This window comes from Altererythrobacter sp. BO-6 (assembly GCF_011047315.1).
In the GTDB taxonomy this organism is placed as follows: Bacteria; Pseudomonadota; Alphaproteobacteria; order Sphingomonadales; family Sphingomonadaceae; genus Erythrobacter.
The window spans coordinates 2,174,140-2,190,139 of the sequence record NZ_CP049259.1 but is presented as its reverse complement, the minus strand read 5'-3'; the positions used below and the strand labels follow the sequence as shown (position 1 = coordinate 2,190,139).

Sequence of the window (16,000 nt, the reverse complement as noted above, 5' to 3'; positions counted from 1 at the left end):
CTCAAGAAACGGAGACGATCACCATGAAGACTGGATTCATCGGCCTTGGCATCATGGGCCGCCCCATGGCCCTAAACCTGCTGGCCGCCGGACACGAACTGTTCGTCCTTGCCTCCAGCGGCGCTGCCGAGGAACTGGCTGGGGCCGGCGCCAGACTCTGCGCCGATGCCGCCGAAGTGGCTGCCCTGTCCGAGGTGGTAATCATGATCGTGCCCGATACGCCGCAGGTCGAAGAAGTGCTGTTCGCCTCGCGCGGCGTGGTCGAGGGGCTTGGCGCGGGGAAGCTGGTTATCGACATGAGCTCGATCTCGCCGATCGCCACCAAGGACTTCGCCGCGCGCGTGGCCGAGGCCGGCGCAGGCTATCTCGATGCCCCGGTTTCGGGCGGCGAGGTCGGGGCCAAGGCCGCCAGCCTGACGATCATGGTCGGCGGCAGCGAGGCGGACTTCGCGCGCGCACGGCCCCTGTTCGAGGCCATTGGCAAGAATATCACCCATGTCGGCCCCGTTGGCGACGGGCAGACCACCAAGGTCGCCAACCAGATCATCGTCGCGCTGAACATTGCCGCCGTGGGCGAGGCCCTGCTGTTCGCCCGCAAGGCCGGCGCGGACCCGGCTCGCGTGCGCGAGGCGCTGCTCGGCGGCTTCGCCAGTTCGCGGGTGCTGGAGGTCCACGGTCAGCGCATGATTGAGCGCACATTTGCCCCCGGATTCCGCATCGACCTGCACCACAAGGACCTCGCCCTCGCGCTCGACGGCGGCAACCGGTTGGGCATGCCCCTGCCGCAGACGGCCTTCTGCCAGCAGCTGCTCAACATCGCGCGCGGCGCGGGTAATGGCGGCCTGGACCATTCCGGCATCGTAACCGCGCTCGAGCAGATCGCCGGAAGCAGCCTGCAACGGGATTGAGGCCCGCCGGCACGCGCGGGCAGGGCCGTTCAGCCCGAGACCCGCGCCTCCAGCCCGGCCTCGTTGCCGGGCTCGCCCGCGGGAACCACGCTGAAATAGCCTGTCGCGCGCAGCTTAACGTTTACCGGCTCATCGGACTGGTTCTGGAAATACCAGCCGTGCATGCCCTTGAAGGCCGCCGAAAATGATCCGCCATCGCGGGCCCCCATGCCTTCCCGGTAGCTCGTGGCGGAAACCGGGGCATTGCCCTTGGCAACCGTATGGCCATGAAAGTCGGTATAGAAGGCATCTCCATAGCGGGAAAGTCCCTGCCGAGCCCGTCGAACATGAGGGCGCGGGAATAGTTGCCCTTGTGGTACTGCTGCCACCAACCCTTCTTCCCCTCGAGCACCCCGGCCGGGCCGGAAACGCCCTTCGCCGCGAGTCGTGCCGCAAGGACCCCGGCGGACGAGGCAAAGCCCGGGCCCAGCCGCTTGGTCAGCGCACTGTCAATATGGGACTGCGAATTCCCGGCCGCCTGGTGATAGGCAATGCCGACGGCATTGATCGTCTGCTCGTCGCTGAGCTTCATCAACCGCGCGGCCAGGAGGGCCGTCGACAGATAGCCGATCATAGTCGTGTTGTGCCAACCCGCGGTAAATCCATCCACGCCGGGCTGCGATGCAATTGACAGACGGCAGGCGACGTCGATCGCCGCCGTCGACGCGGCCAGGAACTCGCGGCCGCTGATCCCGCCCACCATGTCGTCGACAGCAAAGGCCGCCGGGAACGTGATGGCCGAGGGGTGAAGGAAACCGCACCCGAACGTATCGTCGAACTCAAGCGAGTGAACCATCGCGGCGTTGATGCGCACGGCATCATGGGCGGGCACCCTCAGGGGCGAGCCCCATATTACCGCCTCACCCTTGCCCCCCAGTTCAGAGGCCAGCTCGCGCAGTTGGCGCATGCCGTCTTCGTTCCTGCCGCCCAGACCGACACTGACCGCACCGAACAGTTCAGTTCGGGTAACCTGCAGGACGGCACTCGAGATGGCCTCGTAGCGCAGGCCCAGCATGTAATCGGCGACCGCCACGATGGCGTCAGATGCCGGCGGCGGCGGCGCACCGGCACCAGCGGCCGTGCCGCCTGTCGCGGGTGAGGTGGCCGGGGCAGGATTTGCCAGCAAGGCACCGCCACTCGCGGCAACTGCGCCAAGAAAATGACGTCAATCCAGCATTGCCTATCCCTCATGATCTGCGCGCTGCAACACGCGCGCTTCATCTACCCGGCACATGGCTGGCCCTCGGGACAACTCCTTGGGCAAGCGGCATTTAGCCGGGATCGCGGACGGTCAGGGCCGGAGCACGCTCGCTATAAGGGATGCCGCCCTTCGACTTGAACTCGGGCGATGTCTCGATGATCTGGACCGTCACAAGGTCAGGCACCACGCCGGTATTCGCGACGACAGCCGACGTGACATCCCGCAGCAGACCCTTTTTCTGTTCTGGGGTACGGCCAGCGGCCAGATAGATCGTAACTTCGGGCATTGCCCAATCTCCTTTGACGCAGCGCGTTCGAATCGAGCTCTGATCCGAAAGATTTTGCCTACAATACAGTAGTCGCACAAGCCCATAGCCCGCACTTGACCATCGATCGGGCACACTTGGGATCAAATGTCTTTCTCCGGGCATCCCCGGCCCAGGTGGCAAATCCATGGCAATTGCGCTTCATTATGCATTTAATTTGTTATAGCGAATTCAAGGCTGCAGTCGCACTGACCTGCCCCCAAGAAAGTGGTCCGTTTTGAGAGTTAGAGAACCGGCTATTTACGGCTTGAAAGGAGCTGCTGAATGGCACGGAAAAGATATACGCCAGAACAGATTATCGGGATGCTGCGATAGGCCGAGGTTCGGCTGTCGCAAGGAGAGAACGTTGGCGAAATCAGCCGATCGATGGGGATCTCGGAGCAGAGCTATTATCGCTGGCGCAAGGAATATGGCGGGCGACCAAGAGCGGGCGCGCTCCTCGCTTACCTGAGATTGTCCCAACACTCCAAGTCGTCGCGCTGACTTGGCTTGAGCAACCAGATTCGTTCTTGTGGGGCAATTGAGGGGGCAGAAGACCATAAGCCTGAGAATGGGTTTATCGATCAGGTCATTATGCGAAAACTCTTGTCACCTCCGTCTCCGCCATTTTGCTTTTCGCCGCGCCAGGTAGCGAAATTCAGGAGATTCGCGCGAAATTGGCCACGCCTGGTGCAGGAGTCCGGGCCGCGGGCTGCAGCGCCGGCTTTCGCTCCCGCCCCGATCCGATCAGGCTGGCAAGCGCATCAAGCTGCGGTTCGACCCGGCGATAAAAGACCAGCTTTGCTTCCTTGCGGGTTTCTACAAGGCCTGCCTTCCGCAATACGCCGAGCTGTTGCGACAGCGCGGGCTGGCCGATACCCGATGCCTGCTCGATATCGCCGACATTGAATTCGCCCGCGCGCAAAACCTCGAGGATCTGCAGCCGCAACGGATGCGCAACCGCCTTCAACTTGTCGATGGTCGCTTCGTCGCTCATTTCCGCCTGGCCTTTCCGGCTTCGCCCAGGAACCATGCCGAAGCATCCCTGGCGGCATAGACATCGTCCAGCTTTTGCGATGGCGGCTTGAGCAGCGGATCGCCGGGCTGCCAGTTCGCCGGTGCAAGCCCGTGCTGGGCATCGACAGCCTGGAGCGCGTCGAGCATCCGCAGCATTTCGGGAATCGAGCGGCCCATATTGGCGGGATAGCAGGTCATCGCCCGGATCGTTCCCGCAGGATCAATGAAGAAGGTGGTGCGCACCGTGGCGCTGTCGCTGTCTTGCGGAGCGACCATGCCGAAGGCGCGCCCGATCACTAGCGTCGGGTCCTCGACTATCGGGAAACGCACTTCCACGCCAAACCGGTCCCGGATCATGCGCAGCCAGGCGAAATGCGAAAACAGGCTATCGACCGATAGCGCCATCAGCGCACAGTCGCGCCGCTCGAATTCTGCCGCCATGCGCGCCAGCTCGACGAATTCGGTGGTGCAGACTGGGGTAAAATCCGCCGGATGCGAAAACAGGATCAGCCACCGGCCCCGGAAATCCGACAGCCTGACGTCGCCAGTGGTGCTGCGCGCGGCGAAATCTGGCGCATGATCGCCAATGCGCAAGCCGTGAATTGAGGCGGAAGTAGCTTCGTTTTGGTCCATGCAAACGGCTTTAGCACTTGACAGAATGAAATCAAGTCATATACACATTTTATGTAAATAAATGGAGAATATGTGATGGCAAGCCATGACGCAGGCCTCGCCGCAGCGACCGCCCAAGTCGAGCAGGCCTTGGCCGATCCGGCAAAGCGCCCGGTAATCAAGGGCTTCTTCGACCATGACACCTTCACCGTAACCTACGTCGTGCATGACCCGGCAACGCTGGAGGCAGCGGTGATCGATTCGGTGCTCGATTTCGATCCGGCATCCGGCCGCACCAGCCACACCTCAGCCGATGAGGTTATAGCATACATTACTTCTCATAATCTGAAAGTGACGTGGCTGCTGGAAACACATGCCCATGCCGATCATTTGTCGGCGGCGCCCTATCTCCAGCAGCAGCTCGGCGGCAAGATCGCGATCGGCGAGCATATCACCACGGTGCAACAGGTGTTCGGCAAGCTGTTCAACGCGGGCAGTGAATTCCAGCGGGACGGTTCCGACTTTGATGCACTCTTTGCCGACGGGGCCACGTTCCAGATCGGCAGTCTGCCGGTCACCGTGCTGCATGTCCCGGGGCATACGCCGGCCTGCATCGCCTATGTGATCGGCGACGCGGTGTTCACCGGCGACACGATGTTCATGCCCGACTATGGCACGGCCCGGGCCGATTTCCCCGGTGGTGACGCGCGCACGCTGTTCCGTTCGCTGCGCCGGATCCTTTCGCTGCCACCGCAAACGCGGCTGTTCATGTGCCATGACTACCTGCCCAAGGGGCGCAGCGAATATGTCTGGGAGACGACCGTCCAGGCCGAGCGTGAAGGCAATATCCATGCGCATGACGGGGTAACCGAGGACGAATTCGTCGCCATGCGCGAAGCGCGCGACGCCACGCTCGACATGCCGCGCCTGATCCTGCCCTCGGTGCAGGTCAACATGCGCGCGGGGCACATGCCGCCCCCGGATGAAAATGGCGTCATTTACCTCAAGCTGCCGGTGAACGCTGTATGATGCTGCCAGGCTTCCCTGACGCCGCCCCGCTGGCTGGGCTTGGAGGAGGAGTCCTGATCGGCTTTGCTGCAGCGCTGATGTTGCTGGGCGCGGGCCGTATCGCGGGAGTTTCCGGCATTGCTGCCCGCGCGACAGGCATTGCGGACAGCGGGATCTCGCGCGACGGTGCCTGGGCATTCCTGATCGGATTGCCGCTGGGCGCATGGATCGTCGCCTTGGCATCAGGCGGGGTCGAAGCCAGCTTTGCGAGCCCCGGCTTCCTGATCGGCGCGGGCTTGCTGGTCGGCATCGGCACGCGATTGGGCAGCGGCTGCACCAGCGGCCACGGGGTTTGCGGGGTCAGCCGCCTGTCGCAGCGCTCGATTGTCGCGACGCTCACCTTCATGGCCGCCGGAATTGCTACAGTCGCCCTGATGAACACGCTCGGGATTGAGGTACTGCTATGATCAGTCGCATCCTTCCCCCATTGGTATCGGGCACCTTGTTCGGAGCCGGGCTGACGCTGGGCGGGATGACCGATCCGGCGCGCGTTCGCGGCTTCCTGGATCTGTTCGGCGCATGGGACCCAACTCTGGCCTTCGTTATGGGCGGTGCAGTGATCGTGATGGCGATCGCCTGGCGTTTCGTGCCGCGCATGGCCCATCCCCTGTTCGCAGAGAAATTCGCCCTGCCCACCCGCACCGACCTGACCCCGCGCCTGGTTGGGGGTTCCGCGCTGTTCGGCATTGGCTGGGGCATTGCCGGGCTGTGCCCGGGACCAGGTGTAGCCGCGCTGGTAATCGAGCCGTTCTCTGCCGCCATATTCGTGGTCGCGATGCTGGCTGGCATGGGTCTGGTCCGCCTTGTGGAAGGAGCGGGATGATGGATATCCGTGAAGTGTCAGGACACATCGCCGTCGCGCCACAACCGCAGCCGGGCGAGCTGGCGGATCTGGCGAGCCGGGGCTTTACCGCAGTGATCTGCAACCGCCCGGACGGCGAGGAACCGGGCCAGCCGAGCGTGGCGGAGATGCGCGCGGCTGCCGAAGCGGCGGGGCTGGCATTCCACCACATCCCAGTCAGCGGCGGCAACTTTCCTGCCCCGACCGTCGCTGCCTTTCGCGCGGTGCGCCGCGGGACCGAAGGCAAGGTGCTGGCCTATTGCCGCACCGGCACACGCTCGATCACGCTGGAAACGCTCGCCAATCCGGACGGGCTGAGCGCGGCGCAGCGCCTCGCAGCGGCCCATACTGCCGGATACGATCTATCCGCGCTGGCTGACCGGCTCGGCGCGTAGCATGCCCTTTCAGGAGACCAGACGATGAGCCAGCCAACTTCGCATCAGGTCGTCATCATTGGCGGCGGGGCAGCGGGCATCGCCACGGCGGCGTCCATGCTCAAACGCCAGCCGACACTCGACATCGCCATCGTCGAACCCGCCGATGCGCATTACTACCAGCCGGGCTGGACCATGGTCGGCGGCGGGGTTTTCCAGCCCGAAGTGACCCGGCGGACCATGGCCAGCGTCATGCCCAGGGGCGTGACCTGGCTGAAAACCGCCGCAAAGAGCTTCCAGCCAGACAGCAATGAGGTGACGCTCGAGGATGGCTCGACCGTCCGCTATGACGTCCTCATTGTCGCGCCGGGCATCCGCTTGGCGTGGGAGAAGATCGACGGCCTCGAGGCTACACTCGGCAGCAACGGCGTTACATCCAATTATCGCTATGACCTTGCGCCCTACACTTGGGAACTGGTCCAGCAGCTGAAATCCGGTCGCGCGATTTTCACCCAGCCGCCAATGCCGATCAAATGCGCCGGCGCCCCGCAGAAGTCGATGTATCTGTCATGCGACCATTGGCTCCACGCCGGAGTACTGGGGGACATAGAGGTCGAGTTCCGCAATGCCGGCGGCGTGCTGTTCGGTGTGGCCGACTATGTCCCGGCACTGATGGACTATGTCGGGAAATACCACATCGCGCTCAAGCTCGGCAGCAATCTGGTCGCAGTCGATGGCCCGGCACAAACCGCGACGTTCAAGACCGAGGAAGGCGAAGTGACGCAGCAGTTCGACATGCTCCATGTCGTCCCGCCGCAAGTCGCACCGCAATTCCTCGCCGACAGTCCGCTGTCGAATGAGGCTGGCTGGACTGATGTCGACCAGCATACGCTGCAGCATGTGCGCTATCCCAATGTCTTCGGCCTGGGCGATGCCGGATCGATGCCCAACGCCAAGACCGCCGCCGCCGCCCGCAAGCAGGCGCCGGTGGTGACAGTCAACGCGCTGCGCCAGCTCGCAGGCAAGGGGCCGACCGCCGGGTACGATGGCTACGGTTCATGTCCGCTGACAGTCGAACGCGGCAAGATCGTGCTCGCCGAATTCGGCTATGGCGGCAAGCTCGCCCCCAGTTTCCCGAGCTGGCTGATCGACGGGACCAAGGCGCAGCGGCTACCCTGGCTGCTCAAGGCGGACTTCCTGCCGTGGCTCTACTGGAACGGCATGCTCAAGGGCCGCGAATGGCTGGCGGGGCCCGGCAACATGATTGCGCAATAGGCCCAGGCCGGTGCCAGCGCTTGCCCGCTATTTCCCGATCCTCGAATGGGGGCGCAGCTATAACCGATCGGTGCTGACCAATGATCTGATGGCGGCGGTGATCGTCACCATCATGCTGATCCCGCAAAGCCTGGCCTATGCCTTGCTAGCGGGCTTGCCGCCGGTGGTGGGGCTTTACGCTTCGATCATGCCGCTGGTGCTCTATGCCATCTTCGGCACCAGCCGCACGCTGGCGGTTGGGCCGGTTGCGGTGGTTTCCCTGATGACGGCGAGTGCAGCAGGCGCCATCGCGGCGCAGGGCACGGCAGAATATCTCGAAGCGGCGATCACGCTGGCGATGCTGTCTGGCGTGATGCTGGCGGCGCTCGGCCTGCTGCGGGCGGGATTCCTCGCCAACCTGCTATCACACCCGGTAATCAGCGGCTTCATCACCGCCAGCGGGATCCTGATCGCAACCAGCCAATTGAAGCATATCCTGGGGGTGAAGGCAGGCGGCGACAACTGGCCAGACATGCTGGGTTCGCTGGCGCAAACGATCGGCGACACCAACCCCTGGACGCTGGCCATCGGCATTCCTGCCACGCTGTTCCTGTTTTGGGTGCGCAAGGGGGCCAAGCGCGCGCTGCAACTGGCAGGCATGCCGCCCCGTGCTGCCGATATGGCGGCGAAGGCCGGGCCAGTGGCGGCCGTAGCCCTGACGATCGTCGCCGTGCTCGCCTTCGATCTTGCTGCCAAGGGTGTGAACCTGGTCGGCGCGATCCCGCAGGGCCTGCCGCCCTTCGCCCTGCCCTCGACCGACATTGCGCTGATCCAGCAGCTGTGGGTGCCCGCGCTGCTGATCTCGATCATCGGTTTTGTCGAGAGCGTCTCGGTGGCGCAGACGCTGGCGGCCAAGCGGCGCCAGCGCATTGCCCCCAATCAGGAACTCATCGGGCTTGGCGCAGCGAATGTCGCCAGCGCCTTTTCCGGCGGCTATCCGGTGACTGGCGGCTTCGCGCGTTCAGTCGTGAATTTCGATGCAGGCGCCGAAACCCCGGCGGCGGGTGCCTTCACCGCGGTGGGGATTGCGCTCGCTTCCCTGTTCCTCACCCCGCTGCTGTTCAACCTGCCCATCGCCACGCTCGCCGCCACTATCATCGTTGCAGTGCTGAGCCTGGTGGACCTGAAGACCCCGGGTCAGCTGTGGCGCTATTCCAAGGCCGATTTCGCCGCGCATGTGGCGACCATCGGCATCACCCTGCTGGCAGGCGTGGAACTGGGCGTGATCGCGGGCGTGGCAGTGGGCCTGTTGCTGTATCTGTGGCGCGCCAGTCGCCCACACGCCGCTGTGGTGGGCCGCGTGCCTGAGACCGAGCATTTCCGCAATGTCGAGCGGCACAAGGTAATCACTGTGCCGCATGTCCTTTCGATCCGGATCGACGAAAGCCTGACCTATCTCAACGCGCGCTGGCTGGAGGAATATGTGCTGGAACGCGTCGCCGAGCGGCCCGAACTGCGCCATGTCATCCTGATGTGCAGCGCGGTGAACGAAATCGACGCGTCCGGGCTGGAAAGCCTGGAAGCGATCAATCACCGGCTGGGCGATGGCGGCATCGGCATGCACCTGTCCGAAGTGAAGGGCCCGGTGATGGACCGGCTCCATCGGACCCATTTCATCGAGGAACTTAACGGCAAGGTGTTCCTGTCGCAGGATCGTGCCTTCAGCGAACTGGCGCGCGACGATGGCGCCCCGCCGCCGCCGGTCGACCATTACCTCGCGCGCGGGATGATCTAGCGCCTTCCCTTCGCGTCCGGCGCTAGAACTTCTGCGAAATGCCGATCTCGATCCCGTTGTCGCTGCCCGCCCCGCTGTTGCGGCGATTGTTGTATTCGAGGTCGAGCGACGTCAGGGCACCGATCTGGATCTCCGTCCCCGCCCCCATCAGCAGGCGGCTGCGCGAATATCCGTTGAAGGCGATCGGGTTGAAGATCCCGCCGTTCCCACCATCGAAATAGCCGACCAGCGCCTCGCCCTCGCGGGCGATGTCGCGCTGGAATTCGAACCGCAGCCGCGGCAGGAACAGCACGTCGCCAGACTTGATGCGATAATCGGCGCTCGCGCCCAGGCTGATCGCGGTAAACGCAATGTCCTGGTCAAGGAACTGCAGGTCGAACACCGATCCGCTTTCTTCGACATAGCCATCCAGCTGCCCGCGCTGGGCATCGATCCGGGCATAGGGCGTCAAGCGCAAGTCACCCGCTTCGATGTCGGCCCCGGCCGATACCGCCCCGAACCACTGGTGGCCGCTGCGGGAAGAGCGGATCAGCTCGCCCGTCAGCCCGACATAGCGCTGCAGGTCGAAATCGAGCCACTGGTAACCGGCCAGCCAGTCGATGAAGAACCCGCCGCCGAGCAAGTGACTGCCATAGATCGCCAGGGCCGTCGCATCGCCGCGGCTCTCCGAGCCATTTTCACCCACATCTGTGGTATCGCGGGCCAGGCCAAGCCCGAGCCCGGCCGTGAACGCGGGGCTGAAGCGATAGTCGGCGCCGATCGTCAGGCCTTCGGTTTCGAATTCCTGCGAGGCCAAGCCGGCTTCGCCGTCGCGGTCACCATACCGAACCGTACCGGCCGCCCACAGCGTGAACGGGCTGGCGCTGTCCGATCCGTTGCCGGTAGCGGCCTGACGTGGCTGGTCGGTGCTCGCTTGCTCGCCTCCGATGGCGCCACCGCCAAATCCGAAGGCGGCGGCATCGAAGCCTTGCTTGCGAGCGAGATAGCCCTTGCCCGACTGTTCACGCCCGAACCCGGCGAGCTCGCCAGCAAACGCATCGCACTGCCCCTCAAGCCAGCCATAGCCGGCTTCGAGGCATGAATCGGGGGCCGAGAGGTTGATCGAGTTGCGGAAACCGCCCGAACCGCCGCCGCGCCGGATCCCTTCGAGACGACGCCCGAAGTTGCGGACCTGGCTATCGGCAAAACGGCGGGCCGTGGTGACCTGCGCCTGCGCCAGGCCGCGGACTTCCTCGTCATTGGCCGGGTTGGGCCGCGCCGCCACTGACAGCGTATAGTTCACCGCCACGGTCGACCGCGTGCCGCCAGTGCTGTCGGTCACAGTCACCGTGAAACTGGTGCCGGTATCGGTCGTGGCAGTACCGCTGAGCAGCCCTTGCGCGCTGAGCGTGAGGCCAGCGGGCAGGCTGCCGGAGGTCACAGCGAAGCTGTAAGGCGCAACCCCGCCCGCCGCAGTCAACTGCTGGCTGTAGGCGATCCCGCGGATGGCGCCCGGCAACTGGGTGGGGGTGACGGTGATCGTGGCATTACCGACAGTCAGCGTGACCGGCGCGGTTCCGATCTGGCCGTTGGCATCGGTGACTTCGATGACCAGCGCAAAGCTCCCTGCGGCAGTTGGCGTTCCGGAAATCACCCCGACTTGCGACAATGTCAGCCCGGTCGGCAAAGTGCCGCTTTGCAGGCGATAGCGATAGGGCGCCACCGCCCCGCTGGCCGAAAGGGTCGCCGAATAGGGCGCGCCAGCGGTCGCGACAGGCAAGGCGGTTTGCGCAAGCGCGATCGTCGGCGTGGCGATGGCGATCGTGTAGTTCTGCGCGATCGAGAATGGCGCTGCACCGCCAGTCGCCACAGTATCGGTTGCGGTGACGGTGATCGGGAAGCTGCCCGAAACAGTCGGCGTGCCCGACAGCGTGCCATTGCTGAACGTCATTCCCGCCGGAAGCGTTCCGCTGAGCGCATAGCTGTAGCTGCCCGTGCCGCCGCTGGCTGTGAATGCCTGGCTGAACGGCGCAGCATAGGTCACGGTCAGCGCTCCTGCCCCCGGCGTCAGTGCCAGGTTCGGCGCGGCGATGGTGAGCGAATAGGCCTGCGAAGCGGTTTGCCCATTGGCGTCGGTCCCGGTCAGCGTGAGGTTGAAAGTCCCGGCCTGCGTCGGCGTGCCGGTGATCGCCCCATTGGCGAACGACAGGCCAGCGGGCAGCGTGCCAGCAGTGATCGCGACAGTGTGCGTCCCGGCCCCGCCGCTGGCGCTCAAGGCTTGCGTATAGGCAGCCCCGACCTGCCCGTTTGGCAGCGCAGCGGGCGTGATCGCAATCACCGGACCGGGCACGTCGATCGTGTAGGTACCGGTCACGCTGAAGGGAGCGCCAACACCGGTGACCGTCTGGTCGGTCGCCGTGACGGTGATGGCATAACTGCCCGGCGCGATCGGCGTGCCCGAGATCGTGCCGTTGCTGAAAGTCAGACCAGTCGGCAACGCGCCGCCCATCGTGTAGAGGAAGGTACCGCTGCCGCCACTGGCGGTGAAGGCCTGGCTGAAGGGCGTGTTATAGGTCGCAGAGAGCGTGCCGGAGGTAGGCGCGATGGCATAGGTCGGCGGGGCAATGGTGATGCTGTAGGCGCGGCTGCCGCTCTGGCCATTGCCATCGGTCACCGTGATGGTGAAGTTGAACGTGCCCACTTCGAACGAAACGCCGGCAATCGTTTCCCCGATCAGCTGGATTCCGTCAGGCAGGCGACCCGCCGTGACTGCGTAGTCCAAGGATATCGCTCCGCCCGACGCGGTGATCATCTGGCTGTAGCTGCTGCCCAGCAGCGGATCGGGCAGGCTGGCCGGCCCCACCACGATATTCGCAGGCTGGACCTCGATCGTGTAGTTTTCGGTCACGCTGAAGGGTGCGCCCGCGCCGGTCGCACCGGTATCGGTCGCGGTAACGCTGAAGGCATAGGTTCCCGGCACATTGCCGGTCCCGGTGATCGCGTTACCGCTGAAGCTCATTCCCGGAGGGAGCGCACCCGTCACGGCATAGCTGAAGCTACCCGTTCCGCCGCTGGCCACAAAGCTCTGGCTGTAGGCCAAGGCATAGGGGGTGGTGAAACCGGTCGAACCCGGCGCCAGCGTGAGGGTTGGCGCGGCCACGTTGAGGGTGAAATTGTCGGAGAAGGTGAAGGGGCCGTTACCGGTGCTGGAATCCGTGCCGGATACGCCAAGCGTAAAGCTGCCGGCCTGAGTGGGCGTGCCCGAAACCGTCACCGAAGTCGCACTGTTGCCGGTGATCGCCAGGCCCGCGGGAAGCCCCGTGACCTGATAGGATCCGAACGGTGTTGCGCCGCCGCTGAAAGTGAAGGTCTGGCTGTAGGATGCCCCGACCGCGGTCGAGAGGCTGCCCGAGGCAACGATTGCGATCGACGGATCGGCGACCGTCACCGATACGGTCGCGGGTGCTGAAGTGCCGCCGCTGTTGGTGGCGGTGTAGGTAAAGCTGTCAGGCCCGGAATATCCGGCGTTCGGCTGGTAGGAGATGGTCGTGCCGCTGACCGTGGCAGTGCCATGGGCGGGCAAGGTCGCCAGCGCCAGGCTGACCGCAGGGCCACCAGACAGGCTGAGCGGGACGTTGGTCGCACCCGCGCCATAGGCGACCGAGAGCGACGATGCACCTGCGACCGGTGCGACGTCATTGATCGTGATCGCATAGCTTTGTGTTGCGGTGAAAGGTCCGGTGCCGGTGCTGCTGTCGGTTGCCGTCACGCTGAAGTTGAATGTGCCAAGCGCGCCAGGAGTGCCGGTGATTGCCCCTGTCGAGGCATTAAGCGTGAGACCACCGGGCAAGGCACCTGCGGAAACAGCATAGGTGAACGGTGAAGTGCCCCCCGATGCCGGCGAAATCGCATCCGAATAGGCTGCGCTCAGGGTTCCGGCTGACAAAGTGGTGGCAGGCAGCGCAATCGCTGGCGCAGCAATGGTGAGGATGTAAGCCTGGCTGCCGCTATAAGGACCGGGGAAGGCGCTGCTGTCGGTTGCGGTAATGGTAAAGGTGAAGCTTCCTCCAGCTGTCGGTATACCCGACAGCACCCCACCTGAGGACAGCGTCAGCCCGGCCGGCAGCGCGCCTGCCGACGTGACATAAGTGTACGGCCCGGTCCCGCCCGAGGCGGTCACGGACTGGCTGTAGGCCACGCCCACGGTGCCGCCGGTCAGTGAGCCGGGCGAAACGGTGACCGGCACATCGTCATTGGTGATCGTCCCGACGCCCTGGTTGTCGGCAATGGTGGCATTGGTCGCGCCGCTGAGGTTCACGAGGAAGGTTTCGTTGGCTTCGGGCAGGTTTTCGCCGACCACGGGAACGCCCAGCGTCCGCACCGTCTGGCCGGGAGCGAAGGTTACGGTTCCATTGGCGGCCGTATAGTCGCCCGGCTGCGTTGCCGTGCCATCGGCCGTCGCATAATTGACCGTGACGGTCTGCCCGCTGGCCGCGCTCAAAGTAACGGTGAACACCGCGTTGACGGTGCCTGCGTTACCTTCAGCCACGGTGACATCGTTGATCGAAAGGCTTGGCAGCGGATCGTCATTGGTGATCGTGCCCACACCTTGCGCGTCGACCACGGTCGCATTGGTGACATTGGTGACGTTGACGAAGAAGGTCTCGGACGCCTCGTTGAGCGAATCGCCGTTGATCTGCACAGTGAAGGTGTAGGTGCTCGATCCCGCGGCAATCGTCTGCCCGGTCAGGCTTTGCGCGACATAGTCCACCCCGGCCGTTGCGGTGCCATTGGCGGTGGCGATGTCAAAACTGACGCCCCCTGCCGGTGCGGGTGCGGAAAGGCTGACAGTGAAAGTGGCGTTGGTGGTGCCGCTGTTGCCTTCGCTGATGGTGACATCGTTGATAGTGAGGTTGGCGACGTCGTCATTGAGTATCGTGCCGGTCGCCGCATTGGGCGCTCCGACCGAGTAGCCAGTGCCCGCCGCCAGAGTCAGGACAACGGTTTCGTCCGCTTCAATGGTAGCGTCCGCGGTCGGATTGACCGTGATCGTGCCAGTGGTGTTGCCGGTGTTGATGACCAGCGGCGAGGTGATCGTCGCATAGTCCGTGCCATTGGTGGCCGTACCGCCGACCGTGTAGTTGATCGAAACGGGAGCGTTGGGCGCGCTGTTGAGCGTAACGGTATAGACCAGGTTGGCCGCGCCATCCTCCGCCACCGAAGCAGGCGACACCGCGATCGACGCGCTCGGCACGTCGTCATTCAGGATTGTCGTCGTGGCGTTTGAGGGAGTTCCGATGGTGTATCCGGTCCCCGCCGCAATCGACAGGGTGACCGTTTCGTCCGGCTCGACCGTGGTATCGGCGGTCGGATTGATCGTGATGTTGGCGCTTGTGGCATTGGCCGGGATGGTGACGCTTGTCACACCGCCGGTGTAGTCGGTTCCGGATGTGGCCGTGCCGAATGTCCCGATGTTCACGGTTGTCGCGTTCGGCAAGGCCGATCCGCGCGAAACGGTAAACACTGCGTTTGCCGCACCATCTTCGGTCAAAGTCGCGGGGGTAGCCGTAATCGATACCACAGTTTGACTAGCGACGTTGAACGTCAACGGGATGAACTGCAAATATCGGTTTCCTGGCTGCCCAGGAACTGCACTGGCATCGCGAATTACAAATTGAGTGTTGATCGTACCCGCAGTGGTTGGCGTTCCTGAAATTAGCCCGGTCGGGGATAGCGTGATCCCGGCCGGGAAGGGGTAAACGCTTTCATAAATGAAATCATACGGCGCAACCCCGCCGCTCGCCACCAGTTGCAGCGAGTTCGAGACTCCTTGCACCAGATTGATGGTGTTCGGAGAAACGCTGATCGTTGGTGTCGCGATGACACCGGAATAACCTTTGAAGCCCTCACTCCCGGATGCATCACGCGATCGGACCGTGAAGTAGTAGCTACCTCTGATCGTCGGGATGCCAGAAATCGTACCCGAGGAACTAAGGGACAAGCCGGTTGGCAGTTCGCCGTCGGAAATGCTGTAGGTGTAAGGGCCCGTTCCGCCAGTTGACGAGAGCGTTTGAGAAAAGCTCGCGCCCGCTTTGATCGTGGGCATCGCAGTCGGCGTGATTGTTACGGCTGACGGGGGGTGCAGTGATGGTCACCCGAACCTGCACCCACCTATTGTCGAGGTCCTCGAATTCAAACACATCCGAAGTGGCTGAATCGCCATTGTGGGTATAACGCAGGAACGATTGTGCCGTGCTTGGTGGAACGAAGGCCTGGCGAACCAGTACATCGCCCGAGTTAGGCCCGTTCCTGGTTAGAGGGACGCCGAAACCGTAACCGAAATTGTAATCGTCACAGTCGGTGATGTCGATTTCGACTGACCCGCCGCGCTGGACGCTGGCGGTCTGGACAGGACAAGCGAGCGACGTATGTTGCGCCATCGCCGGGGCGGAGAATACAAGCTGGCCCAGCAGGATCGCGAACAGGGCCAACAAGGCCCGGACCGACACCATCAAAGCTGATTGCCGCAACATCGCATTCCCCCCAGGATGCCCGGGCGCGATAAACCGCGCGCAAAAATACGGACATTTCCTGATGATAGGGGCGCG

General features: G+C 63.8%; 15 protein-coding genes. 8 read left to right on the top strand and 7 right to left on the bottom strand.

Translation table 11 applies throughout. The features are described from left to right. Positions 1-23: 23 nt before the first annotated feature. Positions 24-908, top strand: coding sequence for a 2-hydroxy-3-oxopropionate reductase (locus tag G6N82_RS10715; RefSeq protein WP_165196341.1), 885 nt, complete (start codon positions 24-26; stop codon positions 906-908). Between the two features lie 29 nt (positions 909-937). Here G6N82_RS10715 and G6N82_RS15200 read toward each other — a convergent pair whose 3' ends face one another. From G6N82_RS15200 to G6N82_RS10690, 5 genes are all read right to left on the bottom strand, one after another. After that, positions 938-1,072, bottom strand: coding sequence for a hypothetical protein (locus G6N82_RS15200; RefSeq protein ID WP_277601942.1), 135 nt, complete (start codon positions 1,070-1,072; stop codon positions 938-940). After that, the gene (locus G6N82_RS10710) at positions 1,030-2,073 is read right to left on the bottom strand and encodes an MmgE/PrpD family protein (protein WP_165196339.1); all 1,044 of its coding nucleotides are present in this window, start codon (positions 2,071-2,073) and stop codon (positions 1,030-1,032) included. The genes G6N82_RS15200 and G6N82_RS10710 overlap by 43 nt, the downstream gene beginning before the upstream one ends. A gap of 145 nt (positions 2,074-2,218) precedes the next feature. Then, complete coding sequence (locus G6N82_RS10705; RefSeq protein ID WP_165196337.1) at positions 2,219-2,434, bottom strand: tautomerase family protein; 216 nt, start codon at positions 2,432-2,434, stop codon at positions 2,219-2,221. Positions 2,435-3,110: 676 nt separating this feature from the next. Next, positions 3,111-3,449: a metalloregulator ArsR/SmtB family transcription factor gene (locus tag G6N82_RS10695; RefSeq protein WP_165196333.1), complete on the bottom strand. Its 339-nt coding sequence runs from the start codon at positions 3,447-3,449 to the stop codon at positions 3,111-3,113. Then, positions 3,446-4,102, bottom strand: a complete 657-nt coding sequence (locus G6N82_RS10690) for a peroxiredoxin (protein ID WP_165196331.1) — start codon at positions 4,100-4,102, stop codon at positions 3,446-3,448. Before G6N82_RS10690 ends, G6N82_RS10695 begins: the two co-directional genes overlap by 4 nt. Positions 4,103-4,177: 75 nt before the next feature. On the opposite strand from G6N82_RS10690, the gene G6N82_RS10685 reads away from it, so the two are divergent. Genes G6N82_RS10685 through sulP form a run of 6 tightly spaced genes read left to right on the top strand, consistent with a single transcriptional unit; the run spans position 4,178 to position 9,413 of the window. Further along, positions 4,178-5,110 carry an MBL fold metallo-hydrolase gene (locus G6N82_RS10685; protein ID WP_165196329.1) on the top strand — a complete coding sequence of 311 codons (933 nt, stop codon included), beginning with the start codon at positions 4,178-4,180 and terminating at the stop codon, positions 5,108-5,110. Further along, positions 5,107-5,556, top strand: coding sequence for a YeeE/YedE family protein (locus G6N82_RS10680; RefSeq protein WP_165196327.1), 450 nt, complete (start codon positions 5,107-5,109; stop codon positions 5,554-5,556). The genes G6N82_RS10685 and G6N82_RS10680 overlap by 4 nt, the downstream gene beginning before the upstream one ends. Further along, positions 5,553-5,972 carry a DUF6691 family protein gene (locus tag G6N82_RS10675; protein ID WP_165196325.1) on the top strand — a complete coding sequence of 140 codons (420 nt, stop codon included), beginning with the start codon at positions 5,553-5,555 and terminating at the stop codon, positions 5,970-5,972. Before G6N82_RS10680 ends, G6N82_RS10675 begins: the two co-directional genes overlap by 4 nt. Beyond that, positions 5,969-6,385 (top strand): TIGR01244 family sulfur transferase, encoded by a 417-nt coding sequence (locus G6N82_RS15025; protein ID WP_241255074.1) that lies wholly within the window; start codon positions 5,969-5,971, stop codon positions 6,383-6,385. The genes G6N82_RS10675 and G6N82_RS15025 overlap by 4 nt, the downstream gene beginning before the upstream one ends. 24 nt (positions 6,386-6,409) lie before the next feature. Then, positions 6,410-7,639: an FAD/NAD(P)-binding oxidoreductase gene (locus G6N82_RS10670; RefSeq protein WP_241255073.1), complete on the top strand. Its 1,230-nt coding sequence runs from the start codon at positions 6,410-6,412 to the stop codon at positions 7,637-7,639. A gap of 10 nt (positions 7,640-7,649) precedes the next feature. Beyond that, complete coding sequence (sulP, locus tag G6N82_RS10665; RefSeq protein ID WP_165196323.1) at positions 7,650-9,413, top strand: sulfate permease; 1,764 nt, start codon at positions 7,650-7,652, stop codon at positions 9,411-9,413. A 22-nt stretch (positions 9,414-9,435) separates the two neighbouring features. Here sulP and G6N82_RS10660 read toward each other — a convergent pair whose 3' ends face one another. Next, a complete protein-coding gene (locus G6N82_RS10660) occupies positions 9,436-14,973 on the bottom strand; it encodes a putative Ig domain-containing protein (RefSeq protein WP_277601974.1) in 5,538 nt (1,845 codons plus the stop codon). Between the two features lie 190 nt (positions 14,974-15,163). Between G6N82_RS10660 and G6N82_RS15195 the strand changes: the two genes are divergently transcribed. After that, positions 15,164-15,286 carry a hypothetical protein gene (locus G6N82_RS15195; RefSeq protein WP_277601941.1) on the top strand — a complete coding sequence of 41 codons (123 nt, stop codon included), beginning with the start codon at positions 15,164-15,166 and terminating at the stop codon, positions 15,284-15,286. Between the two features lie 96 nt (positions 15,287-15,382). On the opposite strand, the gene G6N82_RS10655 is transcribed toward G6N82_RS15195, so the two are convergent. After that, positions 15,383-15,925 carry a hypothetical protein gene (locus G6N82_RS10655; protein WP_206520170.1) on the bottom strand — a complete coding sequence of 181 codons (543 nt, stop codon included), beginning with the start codon at positions 15,923-15,925 and terminating at the stop codon, positions 15,383-15,385. Between the last annotated feature and the right edge of the window lie 75 nt (positions 15,926-16,000).